Raw genomic sequence first — 26,841 nt, forward strand, 5'->3', positions numbered from 1 at the left:
GCCACAGTGGGGTGTACCCCGTGCGGCCCGCGCACCGAATCACCCTTTCGCAGCAAGTGTATTCGCTCGCGCCATGAGCGCGTCGGCGACCGTGCGTGGGCGGCGGCCGAGGCCGCACGCGGTGGCGACGCCGTCGACCGGACGGCCGAGCGCGTGCTCGACGAGGTGCAAGGTGTGCAGTTGTTCGGCTTCGGTCGGGCTCTCGTGCACCATGCCCGCGTAGAAGGCGGTGCCCGCGGGCAGCGCCAGATCAGCAAGGGGCGCATAGAATTTCGGCTTTGCGGACGGCGGGATGTCGCCCGCGGCGAAGGGTGCGTGCACGAATGTCAGGGTGCGGTCGGCGGGCCACTGCCGCGCGATCGAGTTCGCCAGATCCACGGCCGGTCGAATGGTGCGCAATGTGGCGCGGGCCTTGTTGTTCATACTGCCGAGGCACAGGTGCACGCCGAATCGAGTGCCCGGCGGGGACGCCGCGGCGATCTCGGCGATGCCGCGCCCGACGCCGAGTGCGCGATCGAGGAGACGGTGCAGCGGCTGCGTCTTCGCCATCAGCAGTAATTCCGCGGTGGCCTCGAGCTGGATGACGACGTCGTCACCGGCCAATTCCCGGATCGCCACGATGTCGCGAACGGTGGCATCGGTGAACGCCTTTTTGCTTTCCCGCACCCCCTTGGGGCCGAGCGCGACGAACGCCATGGTGAAGTCGGTTGCCATCCCCAGTTGGAGTGTGACGCCGGGCAAATCCCGTTCCGCGCGTAGTGCGTTGAATACCGGGACTGCTTCCTGCGCCTCGCGGAAATATCCGAGATCCATCATGTCGCCGGTGAGTTTCCGGCCGCCCGCGGGCCGATAGATAGTCCGCTCCCGGCTGGTGCGCCACTGCCCGGGTCGTTTCGATTCCAGTGCGCCCTGCGCAACCAGGTCTTCGATGATGGGGCGGATGTAGAACTCGTAGCGCCACGTTTCGCCGGTGGGCAGTGTTCGTAGCTGCGGACCGACGCTGTCCAGCATCGCTCTCATTGCGGCGTCTGTGCTCTCCGCTGGAAAACTCCCGACGAAGTGCACCGCTCGCGTACCCATGGGTCGGATACTAGACCGGCGGTTTGCTGCGCGCGATCTCGTGAGCGTTCGGGTACGACTCGTTGTCGTACTGTTACCTTCCCGGACGGGCGGACTGCGTGCTCGGGGTGGTCTACCCTGCGAGTTTCGCGAATCATGCTGGGGGGTGCGATGATTCGCCGAATGGTGGCCGGCCCTGGCCGGGCTCGGTCGCCCGGCGTCCGACGCGCAGGCGTCCGAAGTCGTTGCCGGAGCGGTCGACCCGGACGTGCATCGAGGCCGATTTCGTGAAACTCATTCCGCCGATCAATAGTTGAGCGTTTGTCCAACTGAAATGTGGCGATTTATCAAGTGCGGCAATCCAAGTCCGTCGGTGGTTGCGACGGTAACGAGTATTCATTTGTTTTCCGATAACCGTTGCGAGTCCACCGGATCGCGGTCTAACCTCCGGACTGACAACTGAATCAGGATGCCAAAGTGGTTATCCTCGTGTAACTCCGAGGGGAGCGCGTCTCGTGCGGGCCTTCTTAAAAGCGTTTGTCGTGTCATCAATTCTGTGTCTGGTTCCGGTTGTAGCCCACGCCGACGACACATCACCACCAGGCGGCTGCACCGCAATTTCCTTTGCCGTTCCCCCGACGGGCACTTTGGCGGCCACTCTCTGTATGCCGGCGACACCGACCAGCACGGTGCTGGTGCTGATGCCGGGATCCAATTACAACCACACCTATTGGGACTTTCCGTATGCGCCGGAGACGTACAACTTCCGGCGCGCGATGAACGCCGCGGGGTATGCGACGCTGGTCGTCGACCGCTTCGGCAACGGCGCGAGCACCCGGCCGCCGAGCGCGGTGCTGACGGCGACCGGTTCGGTCGTCGCCCTGCATCAACTCGTCGGCGCGGTACGTGCGGGGTTGCCCGGCGTGCAACCGTTCAGCAAGGTGATCACCGGCGGGCACTCGCTCAGTTCGGGGGTCGCGGTCATCGAGGCGAGCACCCATCACGACGTCGATGGCGTTCTGCTGACCGGGTTTTCGCACAGTTTGAATCTGCTGGGCACGCTCGGCGTGGTGGCCACCTATTACCCGGCTGCGGGTGACCCGCAATTCGCCGGAAAGGGCTACGACCCCGGTTACCTGACCACCCGGCCCGGCACTCGGGCGGACGATTTCTATGGCGCCGGTGATTACGACCCCGCGGTGCTCGCGACCGACGAGGCGACCAAGGAGGTCTTCTCGCTGACCGAGTATCCCGATGGTCTCGTGTCCACCCTTCCGCCGGCGACCAACTTGATCAACGTGCCGGTCATGGTGGTCAACGGAAGTGCGGATCGGTTGTGCCTGAACGCCTGCGCGAGCACGGCGACCCTGGCCGCCGCGGAAGCGCCGTATTTCACTGCTGCCGCCCGGCTGCGCACCTTTGTCTTACCGGGTAGCGGGCATTCGGTGAATCTCGCCCTGAACACCACCGCTTATCAAGCCGCAGTGCGTGATTGGCTGGCCTCGATGTTCTGATCATCGCGCCGCCGGCCGGCGCGGACGACCGATAGCCCTGAGGGCGGGAGCGGGCAAAGCTCCCGCCCTCAGGCGGTTGCCGCCCGATGTGCCCGAAAGGTGCGGTATTGATCGTCGCCTTGCTGGTAGCGCTGGTTTGTCAAGTGGGCCAACGCATCTCCGCCGGGCGGGGCGCGCGGGCGCAGTTGCCACAACTTCGCGATAGGTATTGCGCATCATCCGGCGCGCGGGTTAGCCTCCCGGTTGATGACTCAACAAGGATGCCGAAGTGGTTATCCGCGTATAACTCCGAGGGGAGCCGGTCGCGTGCGGGCCTCGATACGGGCTTTTGTCATATCAACAATGCTCTGTCTGACGCCGGGTATTGCCCAGGCTGACCAAGTTTCGCTGCCGGATCGCTGCCAGGAGATCACCTTCCCGGTGCCGCAGGGAACGCTGGCGGGGAAGCTATGCCAGCCGACGGACCGGCCGGCCGATGCCGTCATGGTGTTGATGGCGGGCTCCAATTACAACGGCTCCTACTGGGATTTCCAGTACGAGCCGGCGACGTACAACTTCCGGCGCGCGATGAACGGCGCGGGCTACGCCACGCTGGTGGTCGACCGGCTCGGCAACGGCGCGAGCACCAAGCCGCCGAGCGCGACCCTGACGGCGACGGCCACCGCGGAAGCCCTGCACCTCATCGTGCAGCAACTGCGCCAGGGTCTGCCGGGCCCGAAGCCGTTCGGCAAGATCGTCACCGGCGGGCATTCGCTCAGCTCGGGCACCTCCGTCATGGAGGCCACCAAGTATCACGACGTCGACGGCGTGCTGCTGACCGGATATTCACACACGCTGTACGTGCCCGGAGTGCTCGGGGTGATCGGCACGTACTACCCGGCCGCCCAGGATCCGGCGTTCGCCGGTCGTGGCTATGACCCCGGCTATCTGGTGTCCCGGCCCGGCTCCCGCGCCGCGGATTTCTACGGAGACAATTTCGATCCGAAGGTGGTCGCCGCCGACGAGGCGACCAAGGAAACCTTCTCGCTCACCGAGTATCCCGACGGGCTGATGTCCACGCTGCCGGGGATGTCCAGCCTGATCACCGCGCCGACCATGGTGGTCAACGGCAGCAAGGACATCTTGTCCTGCGGACCCGGGTTCTCGATCTGCGCGGACACCGCGGCCCTGCAAGCGGCGGAGGCGCCGTATTTCGGTCCCGACGCGAAGCTGCGGACGTTCGTATTGCCCGGTTCCGGGCATTCGGTGAACCTCGCGCCCAACACCGCCGAGTATCGGGCCGCCGTCATCGACTGGATGGACTCGATCGTCCGATAGTGACCCGAACCTGAGCCCGATTCTCACGCACGGGGTTTCGGATCGAACGCCGATCCGTTGCCCGGCTCGATCCGGGGGTCGGCGAAGATCTCGGTCCCGATCGAACTCATCCGGGCCGCGGCCGCGTCGGTCACCCGCAGCGCGTACAGGCCGTTCGCCGGATCCACCGCCACCAGGCCGTAGGCGGTATCGACATCGTCAGCGGTGAGTTTCAGCTCCCGCAGGGCGGCGTCCAAGGTCGCCTCCTGCGGGAGCCGGACGGTCAGCAGCGGCATGCCCCCACGTTACGCGCGGGTGGCCGCCCGGTTCAGCTCCGCGAGCAATGCCGTGGTGTCGGCGACGCCGTACCCGTAGTCGTAGTTGTAGCCGCCGGGCTGCGCGGTCGCGGTGCGCTGCAGCAACTCTCGCAGCTGGGCGGGCGGCAGCGCGGTGGCCGACCAGCGGGTGCGGATGGCCGTGACCAGGCCCGCCGCCACCGGCGTGGCCGCGGAGGTGCCGGTGTCCGGTTCGGTGGCGCCGAAAGCCGTCGACCCGAGGAAATGGGTGTAGGAGCAGACGTCCGGCTTGCGGTCGGTCAGCCGGCCGGGGCCCTGGGACGAATAGCCCACCCGCTTGCCCGCGGTGTCGACGCCGCCGATGGACAGCACGCTCGGATGCGAGTTGGCCCCGCCGATCGGCTTGTCCGGATAGGCGCAACGGCCGTCCGGGCAGTCCCGCCCGCAATTGCCCGCGGCGAAGAGAATGTCGGCGCCCGCGGCTTCGAGCGAGCCGACGATCACGTTGAACGGGTGCGCCGGATTGTCGGAGTAATTGCCCGGCGCTCCGACCGGAAAATCCCAGCTCGGCGAGAACGAACCCCAGCTGTTGCTGATCACCAGGGCCCGGGACGCGGCGGGCTGATCGGTGAGCACGGTACGCAGGTGGGCGTACCCGGCCAGCGCATCCGACAGCAGGCCTTCCATGACGGTGCCGCCCTGTCGTCGGCTCTGCAAGACCGGGAGGTCGAGCAGCGACGCCTTCGGTGCGGCGATGAGCGCGTCGAACGCGCACATCGTGCCGTGGTCCACCGGGAACTCACCCGCCGTGCCGGTGACGCCGGACGGATTCCAGCTGCGCGCCTTGTCGATGGTCACCGATCCGCCGCGCACCTGCTTGACCTTCGCGGCGTTGATCCCGGTGTCCACGATGGCCAGCGCCACCGCGCTACCGTCCAGGCCCGCCGCCGCCAAATCGCTGTGGTGCAACAGGGTTTCGACATCGTGCCAGTTGCCGACGGCGGGCGTGCCGCCGCAGGTGAGGTTGGTCTGGATCACCGGATCAGCGAAGACTCCGGTCACTCCGCGCGCTGTCGCTAATCGCGACACACTGTCCGCTATGCCGTCATCCTCGATCTCCCCGCGCACCAGCACCGACGCGTCCGCCGGTGCCAATGAATACTGCAACCGGGCGGTATCCGACACCGCGGGAACGGATTTCGGCACCGCGATCGGCGCGTAGGCATGATCCAAGGCGATCCCGGACAGATGCCCGGCAACATCGGCGGAGGCGACCGGAACCGCGCGATCGGCCACTGCGGTAATCAGATCGACGGACGGACGAAGCTGAATAAGTACGCGCATATCTGCCATGATGCCGCGCCGTTCGGCAAAATTCGCGCCTGGCGTGCAAAGTGCGGCTGTGTCGATGCGCTACGGCGACCGGGGTAACTGCAAGCTGCCAGCAATTTCATCGAAGAGCGTGGTGCGGATCACAGTACGGCGCTCGGGCGGGTTTGCCGGATGCCGAATCAGGCACACCGGACAGCGGTGGTCGATTCGCGCAGAATGCCTTGCCGGGCGGGTTGTCAGGCAACGTCTGCGCAGGTCATCATCAGAATTGCTGTGCCCCAGACAAATTGACGTCTTGCTAGTCGAGATCCCTTTTGCTAGAGCCTATTTCGATTTCTCGAACGTTGCCATGCCGCCGATGTCGTCGCTACCCTGGTGTTGGTTGCCGGCGTTGTCGACCGTTATTCGGCACCGTGGCAACCAGGTTCATCCAGTTCATCTCGATGATTGATGGGACGGTTCGATGAAATCAGGAACCCGCTCGGCTCGATTTGGGATCGCCGCGATCGCCTGCCTCGCAGTAACCGCGGCCGGCGCACCCGCTGCCTTCGCTGCCCCGAACGATCCGTCCGCGCCGATCTGCACGATGAGTTACCCGGTCCCGGTGGAGCCGTTCCAAACTCCGGCGTCCAGCGAGGTGTTCGCGACGTCCGCCAACGGCTCGGTCGATCTGAAAGTCCACACGAATGCGGGCACGGATATCGCCTACGACCAGAAATTCTCGGTCAACTGGGCGAATCTCGACACCGGCCGCAGCGGCGTAGCCGACACCTCCGCCCAGGTGAAGGGCTCGGACAACACCCTGACCGTCACCGGCATCCCCACCAAGCCCGGCCGAATCCTGTTCAACCTGGGCGTGTTCAACCACGGCGAGGGCCAGAACTACACCAACGGCGAATGCAGCGCGGAGTACCAAGTCAGCTGATCTGCCGCAGAAAACGACGAGCGCCCGGCCGATTGCTCGGCCGGGCGCTCGGTGCGGACTCGATCAGTCGGCCTGGATTTCGCTGCGGTCACCGCTCCACAGCGTGTGGTACTTGCCCGGCATATCGATGCGCTCGTAGGTGTGCGCGCCGAAGAAGTCACGCTGGGCCTGGGTGAGGGCGGCGGGCAGACGCTCGGCGCGCAGGCCGTCGTAGTAGGCCAGCGACGAGGCGAAGGCGGGGACCGGGATGCCGAGCTGCACGGCCGCCGCGACCACGCGCCGCCAGCTGTCGATGGCGTTCTCGATGGCTTCCTGGAAGAACGGATCGAGGATCAGGCTCGGCAGTTGCGCGTTGGTGTCGTACGCGTCCTTGATCCGGTTGAGGAAGCGCGCGCGGATGATGCAGCCGCCGCGCCAGATGGTGGCCAGGTCACCGGGGCGCAGGTTCCAGTCGTATTCGGTGCTGGCGGCGGCGATCTGGTCGAAGCCCTGGGCGTAGGCGACCACCTTGGACGCGTACAGCGCGCGCTCGATGTCCTTGGTGAACTGCTCGACATCGGCCGGCTTGTCCGCGAGCTGCCCCGAGGCGAGCCCCACGGCGGCGCGGCGCTGATCGGTGGCGCCGGACAGCGCGCGGGCGAACACGGCCTCGGCGATGCCGGTGACCGGGACGCCGAGATCGAGGGCCGCCTTGACCGTCCAGCGGCCGGTGCCCTTCTGCTCGGCCGCATCCAGGATGACGTCGACCAGCGGCTTGCCGGTCTTGGCGTCGACCTGGTTGAGCACCTCGGCGGTGATCTCGACCAGGTAGCTTTCCAGCTCGCCCTGGTTCCAGCCGGTGAACACGTCGGCGATCTGCTTGGCGTCGTAGCCGACGGCGTCGCGGAGCAGGTGGTAGGCCTCGCCGATGAGCTGCATGTCGGCGTACTCGATGCCGTTGTGCACCATCTTCACGAAGTGGCCCGAGCCGTCCGGCCCGATGTGCGTGCAGCACGGGGTGCCGTCGACCTGCGCGGCGATCGATTCCAGCAGCGGGCCGAGCACCTCGTAGGACTCCTTGGGCCCGCCCGGCATGATGGCCGGGCCGTTCAGCGCGCCCTCCTCGCCGCCGGAGATGCCCGCGCCGACGAAGTGCAGGCCGCGCTCGCTCAGCGACTTCTCCCGGCGGATGGTATCGGTGAACAGCGCGTTGCCGCCGTCGATGATGATGTCGCCCTCGTCCATCGCGGCGGCGAGTTCCTCGATCACCGCGTCGGTCGGGTCGCCGGCCTTGACCATGATCAGCACCCGGCGCGGCTTCTGCAGCGCGCCGACGAATTCCTCGATCGTCTCGGTGCGGACGAAGTCACCCTCGTCGCCGTGCGCCGCGAGCAGCGCGTCGGTCTTGGCGATGCTGCGGTTGTGCAGTGCGACGGTGTGTCCGTGCCGGGCGAAGTTGCGCGCGATATTGCTTCCCATCACCGCGAGGCCGGTGACCCCGATGTGGGCGCGTGCGTTCGATCCCGCCGATGACGTCATGCTGAAAGGCCTTTCACTCGGCGCGGACTTCGCCGCGCTTGTGCCGCAAGAAAACCTGCCGTCCAAACCTACATGGGTAGCTTTCCGTGATTATCGGCCGTTCAGGTGGGTCGCGGTGCACGGGGCTGCGGCAAGGGGACTTGTCATAGGATCATCCGATGCCACTACGTCGCTGGATAGTCGCGTTGACGGTGTTCACGGCGGTCGCCTCGGCGGCCGGATGCGGCGGCGGCGGGGAGTCGTCCGCGGTGCCGGTGCAGGTCGGCGTGCTGGTCATCACGATGTTCGACCCGGAGGTCGAGCCGTGGTTGCAGCGCGAATCGCTGCCGATCACCGTGGACGTGCCCACCTCCTACAAGCCGGTGCACTGCAACGACGACGGACTGTGTGTCGCGGAGACCGGGCAGGGCAAGGCCAATGCCGCGGCCACCATGATGGCCGTGCTGGACAGCCCGAAACTCGACTTCACCAACGCGCACTTCCTCACCGTCGGCACCGCGGGCGCGCCGCCGGACCAGGCCACCCTGGGCTCCGCGACCTGGGCCCGCTGGGTCGTCGACTTCGACCTCGGCAACCACCTGATCCCGGCCGAAGCGCCGGGCCTGCCGTACGGCTACCGCCCCGTCGAGAACTACAACACCGCCGCCTACCGCCTGAACGATCAGCTGATCGATACCGCCTTCGGCCTCACCGAGCACGCCACCCTCGCCGACAGCCCCGAGGCCGCCGCCGAACGCGTCCAGTTCGGTCAGGGCGACCGCAAGCCGTCGGTGACCAAGTGCGACACCATGACCGGTGACGACTGGTTCTCCGGCAAGGAACTCTCCGACACCGCGCGCTACATCATGGGCGTGCGCACCAACGGCCAGGGCACCTACTGCACCACGCAGATGGAGGACAACGCCACCGCCGCCGTCCTCGACCGGCACGGCTATCTCAACCGCTACCTGGCCTTGCGCACGGTGAGCAATTTCGATCAGCCGTACCCGGGGCAGAGTGTGCTCGACCACCTCGAGCAGCACTCCGCGGGCTTCCGGCTGTCCCTCGACAACGGGTACACCGTGGGCCGCACGGTCGTCGACTACTTCCTGAAGAACCGGTACCAGCCGGCACGCTGAGCAGGCAGGCCGGTTCCTATTCGTCCCGGTCGTAGTCGGCGATGCCGCGCTTCCAGTACCCGGCGATCAGATAGTCCTTCGGATCGATGCCGAGATCGCTGCGCACCCAGCGGCGCAGCGGCTTCAGCACGCCCGACTCGCCGGCCAGCCAGACGTAAGTCCGTTCTCCGGCAGGCACTTCGAGGGCGCGCAGCGTCTTCTCGAAGGCGTCGCCGGTGCCGGGCGCGGCGTTGCCGCGATGCACCCAGTGCACCTCTAAGCCGGCGGGCGCGTCCAGGGGGATCTCCTCCTCCGGACCGCCCACCTCGATGACGGCCCACCCGGCGGACTCGCGGGGCAGCCATTCCAGCCAGCGCGCGATGGCCGGCAGCGCGGTGATGTCGCCGGCGAGCAGATACCGGTCGTAGGTCTTCGGCACCACCACGCCGCCGGGCGGACCGGCGATGTGCATCGGGGTACCCGGGGTGGCGGCCAGCGCCCAATCCGAGGCGAGACCGCCCGGATGCACGGCGAAGTCGATATCCAGTTCCCGGTCCTCGGCACTGAAGCGCCGCACGGTGTACTCCCGCGACACCGGACGCGGCTTGCCCCACTCCAGGGAGAGCCCGTCCTTCTGCGGCAGCCGCAGCACGCCCTCCTCGTCCGGAAAGACCAGTCGCACATGCTCATCCGGCACGTAGCTGTGGAATTCGGCGAGATCCGGGCCGCCGAAGGTGATGCGGATCAGGCCCGCGCCCACCTGCTCGGCGCGCACCACCTCTACCGCGCACAGGCCGATCGGGTATCCGACCTTGGTTCCGTGCGACCCCGCAAGCGCCTCGGCGATGTGATCGGCATAGCCGGCACGATCCATCAGGAGTTCTCCTTTCCCAACAGCGGCGCGGCGGCGACGGCCGTCAATCCGCCCAATACCAGTACGGACAGCCCGTAGACCACGAGAGCGGTTCCGGGCGTGAAGAATTGGCCGACCAGACCGGCCGCCATCGAGCCGACCGCGGTCCCGGTCACCGACTGCACCATGAGCAGGCCGGAGAGCCGGCCACGCAGCTCCTCCGGGGCCGCCTGCTGCAGGATGGTGTAGCGCAACACGATGTTCAGCGCCCGCGCCAGACCGAACCCGGCCAGGCCGAGGAAGACCGGCGCGGCATGCGGCCAGAGACCGGCGACGATCACGCCGAGCGGCATGACCGCCATCGAGATCAGCAGCGCCCGGCCGGGTCGCGTGCTGCGACCGATCCAGCCGCTGGTCAGCGAACCCAGCACCGCGCCGACACCCGGTGCGGCATAGAGCAGGCCGAGAGTTGTGGTCCCGACGCCGAGTTCGTCGTTCGCCAGCGCGGGCAGCAGCACCAGCGGACCACTCACCAGCATGGCGATCATGCCGGTCAACAGCGTGACCCGGATGACCTGGTGCCTGGCGGCGAATTTGATGCCGATGGCGAGTTCGCGCAGTGGATGCGCGACCTCCCGCTGCGGCGGTGGCTGCGGTCCGATGGATCGGATCAGCCCCACGGTGGCGACGGTCGCGGCCGCGCAGAGGAAGAAGGCCAGCCCGACACCGCTTTTCGCGATCAGCAGGCCGGCCAGCGCCGGGGTGATCATGGTGCCCAGATCGGTGGTGAGCGAGGTGAGCGCGCCCGCGGCGGCCACCTTCTCCCGACCGACGAGCTTGGGGATCACCGACATGAGCGCCGATCCGCTGACACCGCCGGCCAGGCCGTCCACCACGCCTGCGGCGTAGATGACAGCCAGGAACGGATCCGGCAGCAGCGCGTTCAACCCGAGCGCGAGGAAGCCGAAACCGGCTGCGGTACGCGACCATTGAATAACATCGCGCCGGTCGTACCGGTCCGCGATCACCCCGCCCGCCAAGCTTCCGGCGAACAGAGCGACCGCGGTGACCGCGGTGACGCCGGCGACGTGCAGTGACGATCCGGTGGCTTGATAGACCTGCACCGGCAGCGCCACCATGAGCAGGCCGATGCCGAGCACCGAGATCAGCCGGGCCGCAAAGGCATTGCGGAACTCCCGGCTGGCCCGCAGTGGCGAGGTGTCGATCAATAAGCCACCGAAGGATGTCACTTGAAGCGCTCCGCCAACAGGTCGAGGGTGGCCATGGCGCTGCGGTAATCCGGACGCTGGCTGGTCGCCGGCAGCTCGTAGAGCTGGCCGTTCTGGAACGCGGGCAGCTTGGCCAGCAGCGGGTCTTCCTTCAGCTGGGCGATGTTGCGGCCGCCGTCGAGCGTGATCACGAACAGCACCGGGGCGTCGACGACCGTGCTCAGCAGCTCGGGGCTGAAGCTCACCCAGTCACCGGCTGCAGGCCGGGCCGGGTTGCCCGCCTTCGCCTCGACCTTGTCGTCCATCTTGATGCCGACCGAGGTCAGCAGTCCGGCCAGCGAGGTGTTGGGGGCGATCAGGGTGGGCTTGCCGTCCTTACGCGACTGCAGCACCGCGGCCTCGCCCTGCGGCAGCTTGATCCCGGCCTTCACCTTCGCGACCTTGTCGTTGTAGGCGCTGATCAGGCTGTCCACCTTCGCCGAGCGGTTCACGATGTCGGCCACCGCCTTCAACTGGTCCTGCCAGTCGGTGGCGTTGGACGGCACCAGCGCGGTGGGTGCGATGGCGGTGAGCTTGTCGTAGTTGTCGATCGACTGCTGGCCCGGGTAGCCGGGGCCGCCGCCGATGATCAGGTCCGGCTGCTGCGCGGCGATGAACTCCAGGTTCATGTTGTCGCCGGAGGGGACCGCCACGGTGCCCTGCTGCTTGGCCTCCGCGGCCCAGGTCGCGGGGAACTCACCGGGCTTCAGCGTGACGCCCAGCATGCGCGGATCCGCGGCCTTCACCTTGGCGCCCAGATCGAAGAGGTATCCGGAGAGCACGCCGTTGACCACCACGATGCGCTGCGGATCGGCGGGCACGGTGACCGCGCCCTTGGCGGTCTGCACCTCCCTGGTGCCGGACTTGCTCGAATCGTCCGTTGCGGAGCTATTGCAGCCCGCCACCAGCGCGACGAGCGCGAGGATCAGCAGCGCGACGGCGGCACGCAGGCGGGCCGTCTTTCGGTACAGCGACATGGAGGGGTGTTCTTTCTGGTTAGGGGAGGGGGTCATGGGTGGATCACCGGATCCACGTCGAGCAGCGCCGCGATCTCGGTCCAGCCCTTCGGGGACACGATGTCGAAGTGCGAGTAGGGGAGTCGGCGGACGGTGAGTTGCGCGTCCAGCGCATGCCAGCCGGTCCGCTGAGCCTCGGCGCGTCCGGGGTCGGCGCCGTCGTCGGCGGAGTACAGCGCGATCGGGCCGCGATAGTCCGCTGCGGTCGAGCGGGTGACCATGCCGAGCAGCGTGGCCGCGGCGGTACGGATCGCCGCCGCGAGTTCCGGTGCGTCACTGGGCAGTTCGGGGAGCAGGCGATCCAGATCGGCGGGATCGGCGAGTGCCCGTTCGGCCTGATCGACGAGGTTGGCCAGCGGATGCGAATCCACCATGCCCACATAGGCGATGGACTCGCCCTCGGCGATCATCAGCGCGGCCAGGGCGTGCACGATGGTGCCGCCGAGCGAATACCCGAGCAGGTGGTACGGGCCGCGCGGCTGGATGCCACGGATGGTGGCCAGGTAGTGCCGGGCCAGCTCGTCGAGCGTCTCGGCCTGGAAACCGGTGCCGCTCAGCGTCGGCAGTTGCAGGCCGATGATCGGCCGGTCGGCGCGCAGCAGGCGGGCCAGCGGACCGAACTGCCATGCGGTGCCGCCCACCGGATGCACACAGAACAGCGGTGCGCCGGAACCGTTGGCACGCAGCGGCAGCACATGATCGAGGCGGCTGCCCAGCATAGCCAGCCCCTCCTCGGTCGCGCCCTCGACGGCGGTGTCGGCCTGGGCGATCCGTGCCGCCAGTGCGCGTGCGGTGGGGGCGGCGAAGACATCGTCGAGCACGACCGCCAGTCCCGCGCGGCGCAGCCGGCCGACCAGCCGGACCGCGGTGAGCGAATGCCCGCCGGTGGCGAAGAAGTCGTCATCCAGGTCGAGTTCGGCGGCGGACAGCGCCGCTGCCATGGCCGCACGTACCGCTTCCGCTGTGTCGGCATCCGCGAATTCTGTTGCCGCACCGGTGATCACCACCCGCGCAGGTTCGGCCGGGGTCGCCGGCTCGGCCGGTGCGGGCAGCGCCTTGCGGTCGATCTTCTCGCTGGTCGTGCGCGGGATCTCGGCGAGCACCACGAACGCGGCGGGAATCATGTGCGCGGGCAGGGCCGTTCGCACCGAATCCCGCACGGCCTCGGTGTCGAGGTCGACGCCGGAGCGTGCGATGAGATAGGCGACCAGGCGCTGATCGCCCGGTGTGTCCTCGCGCAGCAGCACCACCGCCTGGGCGACGCCCGCGCAACCCAGCAGGGCGGCCTCGATATCGCCGAGTTCGATGCGCTGGCCGCGCAGCTTGATCTGGCTGTCGCCGCGGCCCACGTACTCCAGTTCCCCGTTGGGGTTCCATTTCACCAGATCGCCTGTGCGATACATTCTTTCGCCGCTGCCGTGCGGATCGGCGACGAACGACGCGGCGGTCAGGTCCGGGCGGGCGAAGTAGCCGCGGGCCAGCTGCACACCGGTCAGATACAGGTCGCCGATGGCGCCGGCGGTCACCGGGAGCAGCCGTTCGTCGAGCACCCGGACGCCGGCCCGGCTGGCCGGGCGGCCGATGGGCACCGACACCTGATCCAGACCGGTGGCCTCGTGATAGGTGATGCACACCGCGGCCTCGGTCGGACCGTACAGGTTGTCCACCTGGGCGCCGGTCAGGGCGGAGATGCGGTGCGCGGTGGCCGGGGGCAGGGCCTCGCCGCCGGTGAAAACGCAACGCAGATCGGTGTATCCGGTCAGGTCCGCCTCCTCACCGAGCACGGTGAGCATGGAGGTGGTCATCTGCAGCGCGGTGACCCGTTCGGCGCGCATGAGCTGCGCCTGGTAGTACGGGTCGCGGTGCCCGTTCGGCCGGGTCAGCACGATCCGCGCGCCGACGTGCAGCGGCAGGAACAGCTCCAGCAGGGAGGCGTCGAAGGTCGGCGGAGTGCGGTACAGGACCGTGTCGCCGCGGCCGAAACCGTGCCGGCGCTGCAACCATTCGAAGGTGTTCACGATCGCCTCGTGCGCCACGGCGACGCCCTTGGGCACGCCGGTGGATCCGGAGGTGAACAGCAGGTAGGCAGTGTTCACCGGGCGCAGCGGCGCGATCCGCTCGGCATCGGTGACCGGGGTGTCGGCGAAGGCCGCGGTGTCCAGGTCGTCGAGGGTACCGAGAACCAGTGCGGGAGCGGCGGTGTCGAGGATCTGCTGGATGCGCTGCGCGGGCTGTTCGGGATCGATCGGCAGGTAGACGCCGCCGGCGCGGACGATCGCATGCGCCGCGATCACCGCGTCGGGCGTACGGGGCATGGTCACCGCCACCACGGTCTCGGTGCCGATGCCGCGCGAGATCAGCCAGCGGGCAAGGCGATTGGCGGTGGCCTCGAACTCGCCGAAGCTGATGGTCGCTCCCTCGAAGGTGACCGCCGGGGCCTCGGGATCGACCGCCGTACCCCAGTCCGCGAGGGTGGCGCCGTGGGTCTCGCGCTGCGTGGTCGCGGCCAGCACCGCCGCGACCGTGGCCGCGGGCGTCGCGGTCAGGGCGGTGAGCACCGTGCCCAGCCGCTCGGCCAGCCGGGTGGCCGTGGACTCCGGTACTGCCGCCGGATCATGGTGCAGCAGTAGGTCGAAGCGATCGCCGGGCCTCGCGGTCACCGTGACCGGGAAGTGGGTGAGGCTGTGCACCGCGACGTCGGCGACCCGCAACTCGTGCGAATCCGGCTGGCGCAGGCCGGATTTCGGGAAGTTCTCGAAGACGACGAGGGAGTCGAACAGCCGGCCGAGTCCGGCCGCCCGTTCGACGGTGGCCAGGCCGAGGTAGCCGTGTTCCTGCATCTCGAACGCGCCGCGCTGGAAGTCCACCAGCTGATCGAACAGCGATCGGCTCGAATCCAGCCGCAGCCGAAGCGGAATCGTATTGCTGAACAGGCCGACGGTCTGCTCCACGCCGGGCAGATCCGCCGGGCGTCCGGAGATGACCGTGCCGAACACCACGTCGGCGCGGCCGAGATGATCGGCCAGTACCAGCGCCCACGCACCCTGCATGAGCGTGCTCATGGTCAGGCCGTGCTCGCGCCCGAGTCGTTCCAGTTCGGTCGCGGTGTTGTCCGGCAAGGGGATTCGCAGCAGTTGCGCGGGGGAGTGCGGTCCGGCGACGCCGACCAGCGTCGGTGCGGACGCGCCCCGCAGGTACTCGCTCCATCGGGCGATCGCGGCATCGGTGTCCTGGGCGATCAGCCAAGCCAGGTAATCCCCGTAATAGCCAGGGACAGCGAGGTTTTCGCCGTCGCCGTGGTACAGCGTGAGCGTCTCCCGCAGGATGATCGGCACCGACCAGCCATCGGCCAGCAGATGATGCGCGGTGAGAATCAGGCGCTGCGCGGTGTCGCTCAACCGGATCAGCAGCACGCGCAGCAGCGGCGGTTCGGCGATGTCGAACGGATCGCTGCCCGCTTGCCTGCCCAGTTCCGCCGCCGCACGCTCGGCTTCCTCGGCCGAAAGCCCGCGCAGATCTTCGACGCGCCACAGCATTCGGCGCTCGCCGGGGATTACCTGGACGGGCTGGTCGAACTCCTCGTAGCAGAAGGCCGCGCCCAGATTGGGATGCCGGTCCAGCGTCCGTTCGAAGGCCTGCGCGAGCCGATCCGGATCGACCGCGCCGTCCAGGTCGAAGCGCGCCGTCATGGTGTATACATCGGCGTCCCCGTCCCGCAGCGCGTGGAAGAGCAGCCCCTCCTGGAGCGGGGACAGCGGCAGCACATCGTCGATCGTCCCGTAGCGGGCCGTCAGCTCGCCGATGCTCTGCTGCGGCAACGCGATAACGTGCGCCGCCGGCCGCGTCGGGGCGGCCTCGGGCGCCGTTTTCCCGGCACCGAGCACCGTGGCCGAGGCGGCGAGCTCGGCCAGCGGCCGCCGGGTGAGCAGCTGCTGCGGCGACAGCACGAGCCCTCGCTCGCGCAACCGGCTACTGACGCTGATCGCGGTGATGCTGTCGCCGCCGGCCCCGAAGAAGTCGTCGTCGACGCTCACCGCGTCATACCCGAGCGCGGTCGCCACCACCTCGCACATCGCCGATTCGGCCGGGGTGGCGGGCAGCCGTCCGGCCACCTCCGCGGCAGGCTCCGGCAACGCCGCGCGATCGACCTTGCCGTTCACGGTGTGCGGCAGTACGTCGACCATCACCAACCGCGACGGCACCATATGGTCGGGCACCAGATCCGCCAGCCGCGACCGCAAATGCACCGAATTCGGCACGGCCCCACAGGGTACGACGTATCCGACCAGCGTCGGCCGGCCCGAGATCTCCCGGATATCGGCCGCTGCCGCCCGCACCTCCGGCAGGCTGCCGAGCGCGGCCTCGACCTCGCCCAACTCGACTCGATGCCCGCGAATCTTGACCTGATTGTCGCTACGTCCGACGTACTCGTAGCCCCGCCCCGGGACCCACCGCGCCCGGTCACCGGTGCGGTACATCCGCGCGCCCGCGGGTCCGTACGGATCGGCCACGAACCGATCCGCGGTGGCCTCCGGCCGCCCGAGATAGCCCCGTGCCACCTGCGGCCCGGCCAGATACAGCTCGCCGACCTGATTGTCGGCGACGGCATGTAAAGCGTTGTCCAGCAGATAGATCCGTGCTCCCGGCAGCGGCAGCCCGATGCGCGGGCGCGCGTCCTGCACCGGGGCGCAGAGCGCGTCCACCGTGGCCTCGGTCGGCCCGTACAGGTTGATCGCCGGGATCCCCGCATGCTGAATCGCCTGCCAGAGATCGGGTGGGCAGGCCTCGCCGCCCAGCGCCAGCAGTGCGATGTCGGTCAGCCCGTGCTCCAGCAGGGCGGCGGCGAAGGTCGGCGTACCGTCGGCGACGTCGATCCCGTCCCGGGCGAACGCCTCGACCAGTGCGCGGGGGTCACGACGAATATCGCTGTCGTACACATGGATTCGGTGGCCGTCGAGAAGCCAGAGCAGCGGATCGATGGCGGCGTCGAAGGCGAAGGAGGTGGTGTGCGCGATGTGCAGTGGCCGGCCGGCGCGCGCGGCCGTGTCGGCGTACATCCCGGCACGGTGGGCAGCCAAGAGGTGCGCCAGCGCGCGGTGTTCCACGAGCACGCCCTTCGGGCGGCCGGTCGAGCCCGAGGTATAGATCAGATATGCGCCGTTGCCCGGGAGTGGCTGCGGCTCAACTGGATCCGCCGAGTCCGCGCCCTCCGCCGGCCCGGCGTGCCACACCCGGGCCGGAATGATCGGCGGCAGCGCGTCTTCCACGGCGGAGGACGGTCCGTCGTGGTCGGACCGCAAATCGGCGGCCAGCAGATCGGAGCTGAGCACCACTGTCGGTGCGGCATCGGCGATTACGGCGCGCAGCCGCGAGGCCGGATGTTCCGGGTCCAGCGGGAGATGGACGCCGCCGGCCCGCCAAACGGCGAACAACGCCACCACCAGATCGGCCGAGCGGGGCAGTGCCACACCGACGATCGCTTCCGGGCCGACGCCGTGCGCACGCAGGAATCGAGCGAGCGTGTCGACCCGATGGCCGAACTCGGCTGCGGTCCACTGTCCTTCGGCCGTTGCGAGGACGACGGCGTCGGGTTGCTCGGCCACCAGTCTCGTCAACGCATCCGGCACCAGTTCGACCGCAGCGGTTGTGGTGGGGCCGAAACGGCTGTCCAGCAGGCGGCTTCGGGTTTCTCGGTCGATGAGCTCGAGTGCGCCCACCGCCGGCTTGTCGCTGCCGGTGAACGCGACGATCGCGCGAGCCAGGCCGTTGATTCGCTGCTGGACTGTCTCGGGGTCGTTGCTGCGGGCATCGGGTTCGAAGCCGAGCAGGAGGGTGCCGTCGGGGAGCGGGGTCACCGTGAGGCCGAGGTCTTCGGGCGGGCCGCCCGCGATATTGCGCAGGACGCCGCGGGAGCCGTCGAAGTCCAAGGCGAAGTCGAAGAGCTTGAGGTTGATGCCGACGCCGTGCAGGAGTTCACCGGCGTTGTAGCCGTGGAAGTCCCGGGCCAGGTCGTCACCGCTGTAGCGCTGGTGCGCGCGGACCTCGCGCAGGGCTTCGGCCACCCGGGGGCCGAGTTCGCTCAACCGGTCGGCGGCGTGCACGCGCAGGCGCAGCGGGAGGATGTTGACGGCCATCGCCGGGGTGGTCAGGGCCGCTCGGCCGACGCGGCCCATGAGCAGCATGGACAGCACCACGTCGGAGGTGCCGAGTTGGCGGTTGAGGAAGGCGGCGTAGGCGGCGACCAGTACATCGGCCCAGGTGATGCCGTAGTTGTCGGCGCATTCGCGCAGGCAGGCAAGGGTTTCGGCGGACAGCGCCGTTTCCGCGCGGAGGGTGCGTTCGACCGCCCCGCCCACATGTTGTCCGCGGCCGTCCATGTCGGGCCAGGGGGTCAGCTGCTCGCGCCAGAACCGGCGGTCCTGTTGGAACTGCTCGCTCGCGCGGTACTCCTGCTCCTCCGCGACCAGGGTCGCGATGGTGCCGAAAGTCTGCTTGGGCGTGGGCTTTCCACGGCGCAGCGCGGTGTAGTGGGCGGCGACCTTCCGGGAGAGCATGGCCGCGCTGTAGCCGTCGACGATCAGATGGTGGTACAGCTGCACGCACCACACGTCGCAGTCCGTGACGCGGATCAGCGTGTAGTTGTAGAGCTGCCGGTCCACCATGACGCGGCAGTCCTCGGCGGCGCGCTGCCGCTCCAGCGCCACGGCCTCGTTGGCCAGCGCGAACGGTTCGGCGGCCAGGCGTAAGTCGATGACCGGCCGCAGGACGGCTGCGGCCTCGGTGACGAATTGCCGTGGGCCGTCGGCGGTCTCGCGGAACCGCAGCCGCATGTTCTCGGCTTCGGCGACGGTGCGGCGGATGGCCTCGGCGAGCAGTTCCACGTCGACGGGTTTCGCGCCAGAGATCTCGAGTACCTCGCCGACCAGGTAGCGGCCGGATTCCGGGTCGAAGCGCTGGGCGTTCCAGATGCCCAGCTGCGGTCCGGTGAGCGGTAGTCCTCGGTGACCGTCGTTCGACTCGTCCCGGTCCTCCGGTCCCACGAAAGCTCCCTTCATCAGCATTGTTCGCGCGCCTCGTCCCTCGGTCTGCCCGGGCTCGGGCAGCGTCCGGCCGTACCGGCGCAAGGAAGGTTAGCCTAACATTAATTTCAGACGGAAATCATGACCCGGGTCACCTGTCCGGCTGCTCCCCGGCGCCGGATCACTCCGTGGCGGCCGCGTTTTCGGCGAGCGGAATCACCAGTGGCGCACCGGTTTCCGGGTCCTCGATGATCCGGCAGCCGAGCGCGAAGACCTCGCGCACCAGCTCGGCGGTCGCGATCTCGCGCGGCGCACCGGCGGCGATCACCTGGCCGTCGCGCATGGCGATGAGGTGATCGGCGTAGCGGAAGGCGTGGTTCAGGTCGTGCAGGACGGCGACCACGGTCCGGCCGGATTCCCGGTTCAGCGAGCGGCACAGGTCCAGCAGTTGGATCTGATGCGCGATGTCCAGGTAGGTGGTCGGCTCGTCGAGCAGAATGATCGGCGTCTCCTGTGCCAGCACCATGGCGATCCAGACGCGTTGGCGCTGGCCGCCGGACAACTCGTCCACCGAGCGGGCGGACAGATCGGTGACGCCGGTGGCCGCCATCGCCGCGGTGACCGCTGCCTCGTCCGCCTGCGACCACTGCCGGAGCAGGGTCTGGTGCGGATATCGGCCGCGTGCAACCAGATCCGCGACCCGGATGCCGTCCGGCGCGGTGGACGACTGGGGGAGCAGGCCGATGCGGCGGGCCACCTCCTTGGCCGGATAGGCGGTGATGGCTTTGCCGTCGAGCAGGACTGCGCCGTCCTCCGGGGTGAGCAGCCGGGCCAGCGCGCGCAGCAGGGTGGATTTCCCGCAGGCGTTGGGGCCGATGATCACCGTGAAGGCGCCGTCCGGGATATCCACCGAGAGCTGGTCGCTGATGATCCGGCCGCGATAGCCGAGGCGCACCTGGTCGGCTCGCAATCGGACCTGGTCCTTTGGCGCACTGTGGCCGTTCGTCTGCGCCGGCGCGCGATCCGCGGCCATTTCGATTCCGGCGCTGTGTTTCTCGTTCATGGTCGTTTCCCCTAGTTCCGTCGCGCCTCGGCGACCAGCACATACGCCAGATACAACCCGCCCACCGAGACGGTGACGACGCCGACCGGAAGTGCGGTGGGCGCGAACAGCCGTTGCGCGATCCAGTCGCAGGTCACCAGCAGCAGCGCACCCATGGCAGCGGCCGGGGCCAAGGCGGTGGACGCGGTGCGCGCCAGGCGGCGGCCCAATTGCGGTGCGGCCAAGGCCAGGAAGGCGATAGGCCCGGCGATGGCCGTGGCGACGGAGCAGAACGCGACGCTCAGCACGATCAGCAGCAGGCGGTCACGTCCGACCCGGACGCCGAACGACTGGGCCAGATCGTCACCCAATTCCAGGATGCGCAAGCGGGGCGCGGCGGCGACCGCGGCCACGGCCAGCACCGCCAGCAGGATGAGCGCCGGCCCGATCTGCGCCGAGTTGGCCCCGCCCAGCGAGCCGGCGCCCCAGGCGGCCGCCGACATGGCGGCGGTGAGATCCGCGCGCAGAATGAGCCAGGTATTGACCGAGGCCAGCATCGCGCTGACGCCGATACCCACGATGATGAGCCGGAAGCCGGTGACGTTGTGCCGGAAGGCCAGCAGCTGAATGGCCAGGGCCGCAGCCAATCCGCCGAGGAACGCGCCCGCCGAGGTCTCGAATCCGCCGCCGCCCAGCACCAGCATGACGATGAGCGCGCCGGTGTAAGCGCCGGTGTTGAAGCCGATGAGGTCCGGGCTGCCGAGTGGATTGCGGGTCACCGATTGCAGGATCGCGCCGCTCACCCCGAGCGCCGCACCCAATACCAGCGCGAGCACCACGCGGGGAAATCGCCACTCCCACACCACGAGCCGGTCGAAACGCTGATCCCCGACGAACAGCGCCCGCAGCACCCGATCCGGTGGAATCGGGTAATCGCCGGTGCCGAGCGACAATACGGCCACGACCAGGGCCGCGACGACCAGGACCGCGCACACCACCACGGTGCGAACACTCACCCGCGCGGCGAGGCGGCGGGTCCGGACCACCAGCACCGAGTGGCCGAAATCGATCGCGGTCACTGCGCACCCACCCGGGGTCGCCGCGCCAGCCAGATCAGGATGGGTGCGCCGAGGAAGGCGGTGACCAATCCTGCCGCGACTTCATCGGGCCGAATGATGATGCGTCCCAGCATATCCGCGCCAAGCACCAGAATCGGCGCGAGCAGCATGGAGTAGGCGACGATCCAGCGCTGGTCGGGTCCGACGATCCAGCGTGCGATGTGCGGCACTGCCAAGCCGACGAAGGTGATCGGCCCCACCGCGGCGGTCGCGGTGCCGCACAACAGGGTGAGCGCGGTGACGGTGAGCAGCCGGGTCCGCCCGACGTGCACGCCGAGGGCGTGGGCGAGGTCGTCACCGAGCGCGACGGCGTTGAGCGAGCGCGCGGCGATCACCGCCGCCACCAGGCCCACGAGAATGAACGGCGCGGCGCCGGCGATGACGTCGTGACCGCGCCCGGTCAACGATCCGGCATCCCAGTTCCGCATCTGGTCGAAGGCCTTGGGGTTCAGCAGAATCAGACCTTTGGTGAGTCCGGAGAGCACGGCCGTGATGGCGACTCCGGCCAGCGTCAGCCGGACCGGATCCGTCCCCTGCCTGCCCGCGGTGCCCAGCCGATACACCACGACCGACGCCAGTGCGGCGCCGATGAACCCGAACCACACGTACGAGGTGATCTCGGTGACGCCCAGGAACGAGACCGCCATCGCGATGACGAACGCCGCTCCGGCATTGATGCCGAGCAGTCCCGGATCGGCCAGCGGATTGCGCGTCAGCCCCTGCATGAGGCAGCCGGCCACGCCCAGTGCGATTCCGGCGAGCAGTCCGAGCAGCGTGCGCGGTACCCGATACTCGGTGATGACCAGCGCGTCCGCCGACCCGTCGGAACCCCACAGCGCATCCCACACCTGCCCGGCCGGGATCGCCTTGGTGCCGATCATGAGGCTGAGCAAGCAGGCGGCTACCAGTACGGCAGCCGCCAGCAGCCACCCCGGCCAGCGCCTGGCCCGTGCGCGCGTACCTTCCATCTGGTAATTTCTCCACGATTCCGAGCGGTGACAGGCGAAGTAATATTTAGGTTTGCCTACCCTAGCGTGTCGTCTCGGTCGGTAGTAATCGCGAGAACCAGAATCGGCAGATCCGGCGGGGTCAGGTCGCGGATGCCTGCGCGGTGAGTGCGGCGCGCAGGGAGCGGCGGCTGATCTTGCCGACGCTGGTTTCCGGGAAGCTGTCGACGACCTCGAGCAGGTCGGGGATCTTCCAGGTCGCCACGCCGCGTTCGCGGACGAACTGGCGGATCTGGCCGAGTGCCGGCGGGGTGGCCGGGTCGGCGGCCAGCACGAATACGCAGCTGCGCTCGCCGAGCCGCTCGTCCGGCACCGAGACGACGATCGCGTCGCGAATCAGCGGGTGGTCCAGCAGGTGCGCTTCGATCTCCTCGGCGGAGATCTTCTCGCCGCCGCGGTTGACCCGGTCGCCGAGCCTGCCCTTGACCACCAGGTTGCCGTCCGGGCGCAGGTTCACCACATCGCCGGTGCGGTACCAGCCGTCCGCGGTGAACGAGGACGCGTTGGCCTCGGGGTTGCGGTAGTACCCGCGAATTGTGTACGGCCCCTTGGTGATCAGCAGGCCGTCGGTGCCGGGCGGGACGTGGTTGCCCTGCTCGTCGACCACCGCGACCTGATCGTGCGGGGACATCGGGCGACCCTGGGTGGCCAGCACCACCTCTTCCGGATCGTCGAGCCGGGTGTAGCAGACCAAGCCCTCGGCCATGCCGAACACCTGCTGCAACGTCGCGCCGAGCGCGGGACGGATGCGGCGGGCCAGCTCGTCCGGGCAGCGGGCGCCGCCGACGAGCAGCACCTTCAGGCTCGAAATGTCGTACTTGGTACTTGCTTCCGCGCGTTCGACCCACAGCCGGGCCAGCGGCGGGACCAGTCCGGTGATGGTGACGCCGAACCGTTCGATCGCGCCGAACGCGGTGGTGGGGGAGGGGTCGATGGCCATCGCCACCGTGCCGCCGGCGACCAGCGCGCCCAGAATGCCCGGCGAGCTCATCGGGAAGTTGTGTGCGACCGGCAAAGCCGCGAGGTAGACGCTGGTGCTGTCGAGTTCGCACAGCTCGGCGCTGCGGCGCACGCTGTAGAGGTAGTCGTCGTGGGTGCGCGGGATCAGCTTCGGCGTCCCGGTGCTGCCGCCGGACAGTTGCAGGAACGCGACGTCGGCGGCGTCCACCTGCGGCAGCTCGCGTGGTTCGGCGCGCAGGTCGTCGAGGGCGTGCGTGCCGCCGGGCAGCGCGGCGCCCTGCCGGTCCGGGACGATTATCAGGTGCCGCAGCGCGGCGGAGTTGTCCCGCAGGATCGCGGAAAGGGTTGCGTGGTTGAACTTCTGGTGGTGATGGCAGGTGACGATCGCCACCGCGCCGCTGGCCTGCGCGATCGGGATCAGCTCGGACTGGCGGTGCGCGGGCAGGCAGAAGACCGGCAGCGCGCCCGCGTAGAAGAGCCCGAAGATCACCTCGACGAACTCGGCGATGTTGGGCAGCTGGACCAGCACTCGATCGCCCGGCTGCACGCCGAGGTTCAGGAACCCGGCCGCGAGTGAACTGGCGCGCGTCTCCAGTTGCGCGTAGGTCCACCGATTCCGGTCGTCTAACACGGCAATCGCGTCCGGCGTCGCCGCCGCGCGGGCGCTGAGCATGCCGGGGAAGGTCTCGCCGGTCCAGTACCCCAATGCGCGATACTGCTCGACTTCCGTTGCGGGCCAAGGGGTTAGGTCGGATTGAGACGGCACTGGCGAACTCCTTCAGCCGAAACGTCGTTGATTTACTTCTATCGAGAATTAAGGTTAGGCTAAGCACATGTCTCGGGAGAGTAAAGTCGAAGGTGGTGTGATCGTCACCGGTGCGGCCCGCGGTATCGGCCGCGCGGCGGCGCAGATGTTCGCGGCCAGATCGGCGGCGCCGGTGGTGCTGTGGGACCAGGATCCCGCGGTGCACGACGTGGCCACCGAGATCGGCTCGACCCGAGGCGAGAGCATCACCCACGCGCAACAGGTCGATGTGACCGATGCCGATTCGGTGGACAAGGCGTTCGCCGCGGCCGCCGAACGGGTCGGCCCGATCGCATCCGTCGTGCACGCGGCGGGCATCCTGGAAACCGGTTCGGTGGCGGAATTGACTGCCGCGCAATGGGATCGGTGCTTGGCGGTGAACGCCACCGGGACCATGAACGTCACCCGGCGGGCCGCCGCCGTGCTCGCCGCGAACGGTGGCGGCTCGATCGTGGTCGTCACCTCGAACGCCGCGGGCACCCCGCGGGTCGGCATGGCCGCCTACGGCGCGTCCAAGGCCGCGGCCCGCGCGTTCGCGATGGCGCTCGGCCTGGAGGTGGCCGCGTCCGGCGTCCGGGTGAACATGGTGTCCCCGGGATCCACCGACACACCGATGTTGCGCGGCATGTGGGCCGAGGACGCGGCCGAATTGTCCGAGTCTGCCCGCGATCACGTGCTGGCCGGCGACCCCGCCAACTTCCGCCTCGGCATCCCGCTGCGCCGGGTGGCCCAGCCCGAAGACGTCGCCGAGAGCATCTACTTCCTGACTTCCCCGCGTGCCCGCCACATCACCATGCATGACCTGCGGGTCGATGGCGGCGCCACGTTCGACGCCTGACACTGTCCGACATCACTGAACAGGAGAAGACTGTTGGCTATCCCGCCGATAGCACCGTATTCGATACCGGGACGCGACGACATCGTGGCGAACCAGGTGCCGTGGTCGCTGGATCCGTCGCGCTCGGCGCTGCTGATCCACGACATGCAGCGGTACTTCATCGACGCGTATCAGCTGGACCAGGAACCGATCTCGTCGGTCATCGCGAACATCCGGCGGCTGCGTGAATGGTGCAACGCGGCCGGCGTTCCGGTGATCTACACGATGCAGCCCGGCGATCAACATCCCTCGCGCCGCGGCATTCTCGCGGATTTCTGGGGTAGCGGGTTGACCACGGGTCCGTCCACCGACGTGGTCGCCGACCTGAAGCCCGGTCCGGCCGACATCCAGGTGACCAAGTGGCGCTACTCGGCGTTCCAGCGGACCGACCTGCGCGAATTGCTGAACCACTACAACCGCGACCAGCTCGTCGTCACTGGCGTGTACGCGCACATGGGCTGCATGCTCAGCGCCGCGGACGCGTTCATGAACGACATCAAGCCGTTCGTGGTGCTGGACGCGACCGCCGACTTCGGCCGGGACGAACACCTGATGGCCATGAACTACGTGGCCCGCCGCTGCGGCGCGGTGACGACGACCGACGCGCTGGAATTCGCGCTGCGGCAATCGAATGCGGCCTGACGCGGCCTTGCTGACTGACACGGAGGAAAACATGAGCGAGCCGGTTACCCTCGGCCGCCAGGACGTGATCGCCGATATCGCGGCCGCGTTGGGTGTGACACCGGACGAGGTGCCGGTAGACGCGGATCTCACTGATGCGGGCTTGGATTCGGTGCGACTGATGTCACTGGTGGAGAAGTGGCGCTCCGCCGGTGTGGACGAGGCCGACTTCGCGACCCTGGCGGCCGAGCCGGTGCTGAGTGCCTGGCTCGAGGTCCTTGTGCCCACTGACCGGGTGGAGAGGTAACCACGACGACGCCTTGACCGCTCGATCGGGCGGCGAAATCGCGTAACCCGGTGCCTGCCTTGGCATCTGGGGTGATGAAGCACGCCTCCGGGCGGCGTCTCGGGGGTAGAACGTACCTCTTGACAGGTTTAGGAGTGCCTATCCTAAGCTCACCGCATCCCGACCACACCTAAGAAGGATCTGAGAATGTTGATGAGGAACTTTGCCGCGACGGCCACGCTGCTGATCGCAGCGCTCGGCGTCTCGGCCGGCACCGTCAACGCGGCTCCGGCCGCGGACGCTGACGCGCCGATCAATTTCACCGCCGAGTCCACCGACTCCCAGGCGATCGTCTCCATCGACGCAGGCTCGATCGTCGTCGAGGGCGACGCGCTGAAGATCAAGGCGGCCAACGGAAATGTGGTGGCCGGCACCCCGCTGAAGTTCCGGATCGACGAGTTCGAGTTCCCGATCGCGGCCGACGTCGCGGGCCGCACCGCGACCCTCACCCCGCAGCTCGACCTGGCCAAGGCCACCTACAAGCCGGTCGCCCTGCCGTTCGAGGACAAGGCGCCGTGGAAGTCCGAGTACGACCGTGAGCAGGCCGCTTGGTCGCGGATGACCGGCACGATCAGCCTCGGCGCCTCCATCGCCACCCTGGTCGGCGGCCTCGGCGGCGCGGCTGTCGGCTGCGTCCTGGGCGGCGCGCTCGGCGGCGTGATCGTCGGCGGCACCATCGTCGGCCTGTTCGGTCCGTTCGTCGGCGGCATCATCGCCGGCTGCCTCGGTGGCGCGGCCGCCATGGGCGCCCTCGGCACGGTCGCGGGCCAGATCTTCATCACCGCGCCGGTCGCGATCGCCGCGGCGATCCAGTACTTCACCACGATCAACCAGCCGTTCACCCCCGCTCCCGCCCCCAAGTAATACCTTTC

20 protein-coding genes are annotated in these 26,841 nt (G+C 68.5%); 8 read left to right on the top strand and 12 right to left on the bottom strand.

All coding sequences use genetic code 11. The features are described 5' to 3' along the window. Positions 1 to 39: 39 nt before the first annotated feature. The gene (locus tag F3087_RS16675) at positions 40 to 1,011 is read right to left on the bottom strand and encodes a hypothetical protein (RefSeq protein WP_223885107.1); all 972 of its coding nucleotides are present in this window, start codon (positions 1,009 to 1,011) and stop codon (positions 40 to 42) included. A gap of 713 nt (positions 1,012 to 1,724) precedes the next feature. Here F3087_RS16675 and F3087_RS16680 point away from each other — a divergent pair. Together F3087_RS16680 and F3087_RS16685 are read left to right on the top strand one after the other, a co-directional pair. Continuing rightward, entirely contained in the window at positions 1,725 to 2,573 is an 849-nt protein-coding gene (locus F3087_RS16680; RefSeq protein WP_223885108.1) for an alpha/beta hydrolase, read from the top strand. Positions 2,574 to 2,915: 342 nt separating this feature from the next. Further along, complete coding sequence (locus tag F3087_RS16685) at positions 2,916 to 3,890, top strand: alpha/beta hydrolase (RefSeq protein ID WP_223885109.1); 975 nt, start codon at positions 2,916 to 2,918, stop codon at positions 3,888 to 3,890. Positions 3,891 to 3,913: 23 nt separating this feature from the next. On the opposite strand, the gene F3087_RS16690 is transcribed toward F3087_RS16685, so the two are convergent. Together F3087_RS16690 and F3087_RS16695 are read right to left on the bottom strand one after the other, a co-directional pair. Then, positions 3,914 to 4,165, bottom strand: a complete 252-nt coding sequence (locus tag F3087_RS16690; RefSeq protein ID WP_150402792.1) for a hypothetical protein — start codon at positions 4,163 to 4,165, stop codon at positions 3,914 to 3,916. A 9-nt stretch (positions 4,166 to 4,174) separates the two neighbouring features. Beyond that, on the bottom strand, positions 4,175 to 5,509 hold the full coding sequence (locus tag F3087_RS16695; protein ID WP_150402793.1) for a S8 family serine peptidase: 1,335 nt from the start codon (positions 5,507 to 5,509) through the stop codon (positions 4,175 to 4,177). Between the two features lie 451 nt (positions 5,510 to 5,960). Here F3087_RS16695 and F3087_RS16700 point away from each other — a divergent pair, with 451 nt between their 5' ends. Beyond that, a complete protein-coding gene (locus F3087_RS16700; protein WP_150402794.1) occupies positions 5,961 to 6,422 on the top strand; it encodes a hypothetical protein in 462 nt (153 codons plus the stop codon). A 63-nt stretch (positions 6,423 to 6,485) separates the two neighbouring features. Here F3087_RS16700 and gndA read toward each other — a convergent pair whose 3' ends face one another. Continuing rightward, positions 6,486 to 7,940 (bottom strand): NADP-dependent phosphogluconate dehydrogenase, encoded by a 1,455-nt coding sequence (gene gndA, locus F3087_RS16705; RefSeq protein WP_150402795.1) that lies wholly within the window; start codon positions 7,938 to 7,940, stop codon positions 6,486 to 6,488. Positions 7,941 to 8,098: 158 nt separating this feature from the next. Here gndA and F3087_RS16710 point away from each other — a divergent pair, with 158 nt between their 5' ends. Next, positions 8,099 to 9,058, top strand: a complete 960-nt coding sequence (locus tag F3087_RS16710; protein WP_150402796.1) for a purine-nucleoside phosphorylase — start codon at positions 8,099 to 8,101, stop codon at positions 9,056 to 9,058. Positions 9,059 to 9,074: 16 nt separating this feature from the next. On the opposite strand, the gene F3087_RS16715 is transcribed toward F3087_RS16710, so the two are convergent. The 8 genes from F3087_RS16715 to F3087_RS16750 form a co-directional block, all read right to left on the bottom strand. Beyond that, positions 9,075 to 9,911: a siderophore-interacting protein gene (locus F3087_RS16715; RefSeq protein ID WP_150402797.1), complete on the bottom strand. Its 837-nt coding sequence runs from the start codon at positions 9,909 to 9,911 to the stop codon at positions 9,075 to 9,077. Beyond that, positions 9,911 to 11,140: an enterobactin transporter EntS gene (entS, locus tag F3087_RS16720; RefSeq protein WP_150402798.1), complete on the bottom strand. Its 1,230-nt coding sequence runs from the start codon at positions 11,138 to 11,140 to the stop codon at positions 9,911 to 9,913. The genes F3087_RS16715 and entS overlap by 1 nt, the downstream gene beginning before the upstream one ends. Continuing rightward, a complete protein-coding gene (locus F3087_RS16725; protein ID WP_150402799.1) occupies positions 11,137 to 12,135 on the bottom strand; it encodes an ABC transporter substrate-binding protein in 999 nt (332 codons plus the stop codon). Before F3087_RS16725 ends, entS begins: the two co-directional genes overlap by 4 nt. 32 nt (positions 12,136 to 12,167) lie before the next feature. Continuing rightward, complete coding sequence (locus tag F3087_RS16730; protein WP_191093982.1) at positions 12,168 to 19,214, bottom strand: amino acid adenylation domain-containing protein; 7,047 nt, start codon at positions 19,212 to 19,214, stop codon at positions 12,168 to 12,170. A 160-nt stretch (positions 19,215 to 19,374) separates the two neighbouring features. Continuing rightward, positions 19,375 to 20,226: an ABC transporter ATP-binding protein gene (locus F3087_RS16735; protein WP_150402924.1), complete on the bottom strand. Its 852-nt coding sequence runs from the start codon at positions 20,224 to 20,226 to the stop codon at positions 19,375 to 19,377. Positions 20,227 to 20,267: 41 nt separating this feature from the next. After that, the gene (locus F3087_RS16740; protein WP_150402801.1) at positions 20,268 to 21,314 is read right to left on the bottom strand and encodes a FecCD family ABC transporter permease; all 1,047 of its coding nucleotides are present in this window, start codon (positions 21,312 to 21,314) and stop codon (positions 20,268 to 20,270) included. Further along, positions 21,311 to 22,321, bottom strand: coding sequence for an iron chelate uptake ABC transporter family permease subunit (locus F3087_RS16745; RefSeq protein WP_150402802.1), 1,011 nt, complete (start codon positions 22,319 to 22,321; stop codon positions 21,311 to 21,313). The genes F3087_RS16740 and F3087_RS16745 overlap by 4 nt, the downstream gene beginning before the upstream one ends. Positions 22,322 to 22,442: 121 nt before the next feature. Next, the gene (locus tag F3087_RS16750) at positions 22,443 to 23,993 is read right to left on the bottom strand and encodes a (2,3-dihydroxybenzoyl)adenylate synthase (protein WP_223885133.1); all 1,551 of its coding nucleotides are present in this window, start codon (positions 23,991 to 23,993) and stop codon (positions 22,443 to 22,445) included. 160 nt (positions 23,994 to 24,153) lie between these two features. Here F3087_RS16750 and F3087_RS16755 point away from each other — a divergent pair, with 160 nt between their 5' ends. The 4 genes from F3087_RS16755 (at position 24,154) to F3087_RS16770 (ending at position 26,833) form a co-directional block, all read left to right on the top strand. Continuing rightward, complete coding sequence (locus tag F3087_RS16755) at positions 24,154 to 24,963, top strand: SDR family oxidoreductase (RefSeq protein WP_191093983.1); 810 nt, start codon at positions 24,154 to 24,156, stop codon at positions 24,961 to 24,963. Positions 24,964 to 24,996: 33 nt separating this feature from the next. Beyond that, a complete protein-coding gene (locus tag F3087_RS16760) occupies positions 24,997 to 25,644 on the top strand; it encodes an isochorismatase family protein (protein WP_150402804.1) in 648 nt (215 codons plus the stop codon). Between the two features lie 31 nt (positions 25,645 to 25,675). Beyond that, entirely contained in the window at positions 25,676 to 25,930 is a 255-nt protein-coding gene (locus F3087_RS16765) for a phosphopantetheine-binding protein (RefSeq protein ID WP_150402805.1), read from the top strand. 186 nt (positions 25,931 to 26,116) lie between these two features. After that, positions 26,117 to 26,833 carry a hypothetical protein gene (locus tag F3087_RS16770; protein WP_150402806.1) on the top strand — a complete coding sequence of 239 codons (717 nt, stop codon included), beginning with the start codon at positions 26,117 to 26,119 and terminating at the stop codon, positions 26,831 to 26,833. The last annotated feature ends 8 nt before the right edge of the window (positions 26,834 to 26,841 follow it).

It is taken from the genome of Nocardia colli (assembly GCF_008704205.1).
GTDB classification, from domain to species: domain Bacteria; phylum Actinomycetota; class Actinomycetes; order Mycobacteriales; family Mycobacteriaceae; genus Nocardia; species Nocardia colli.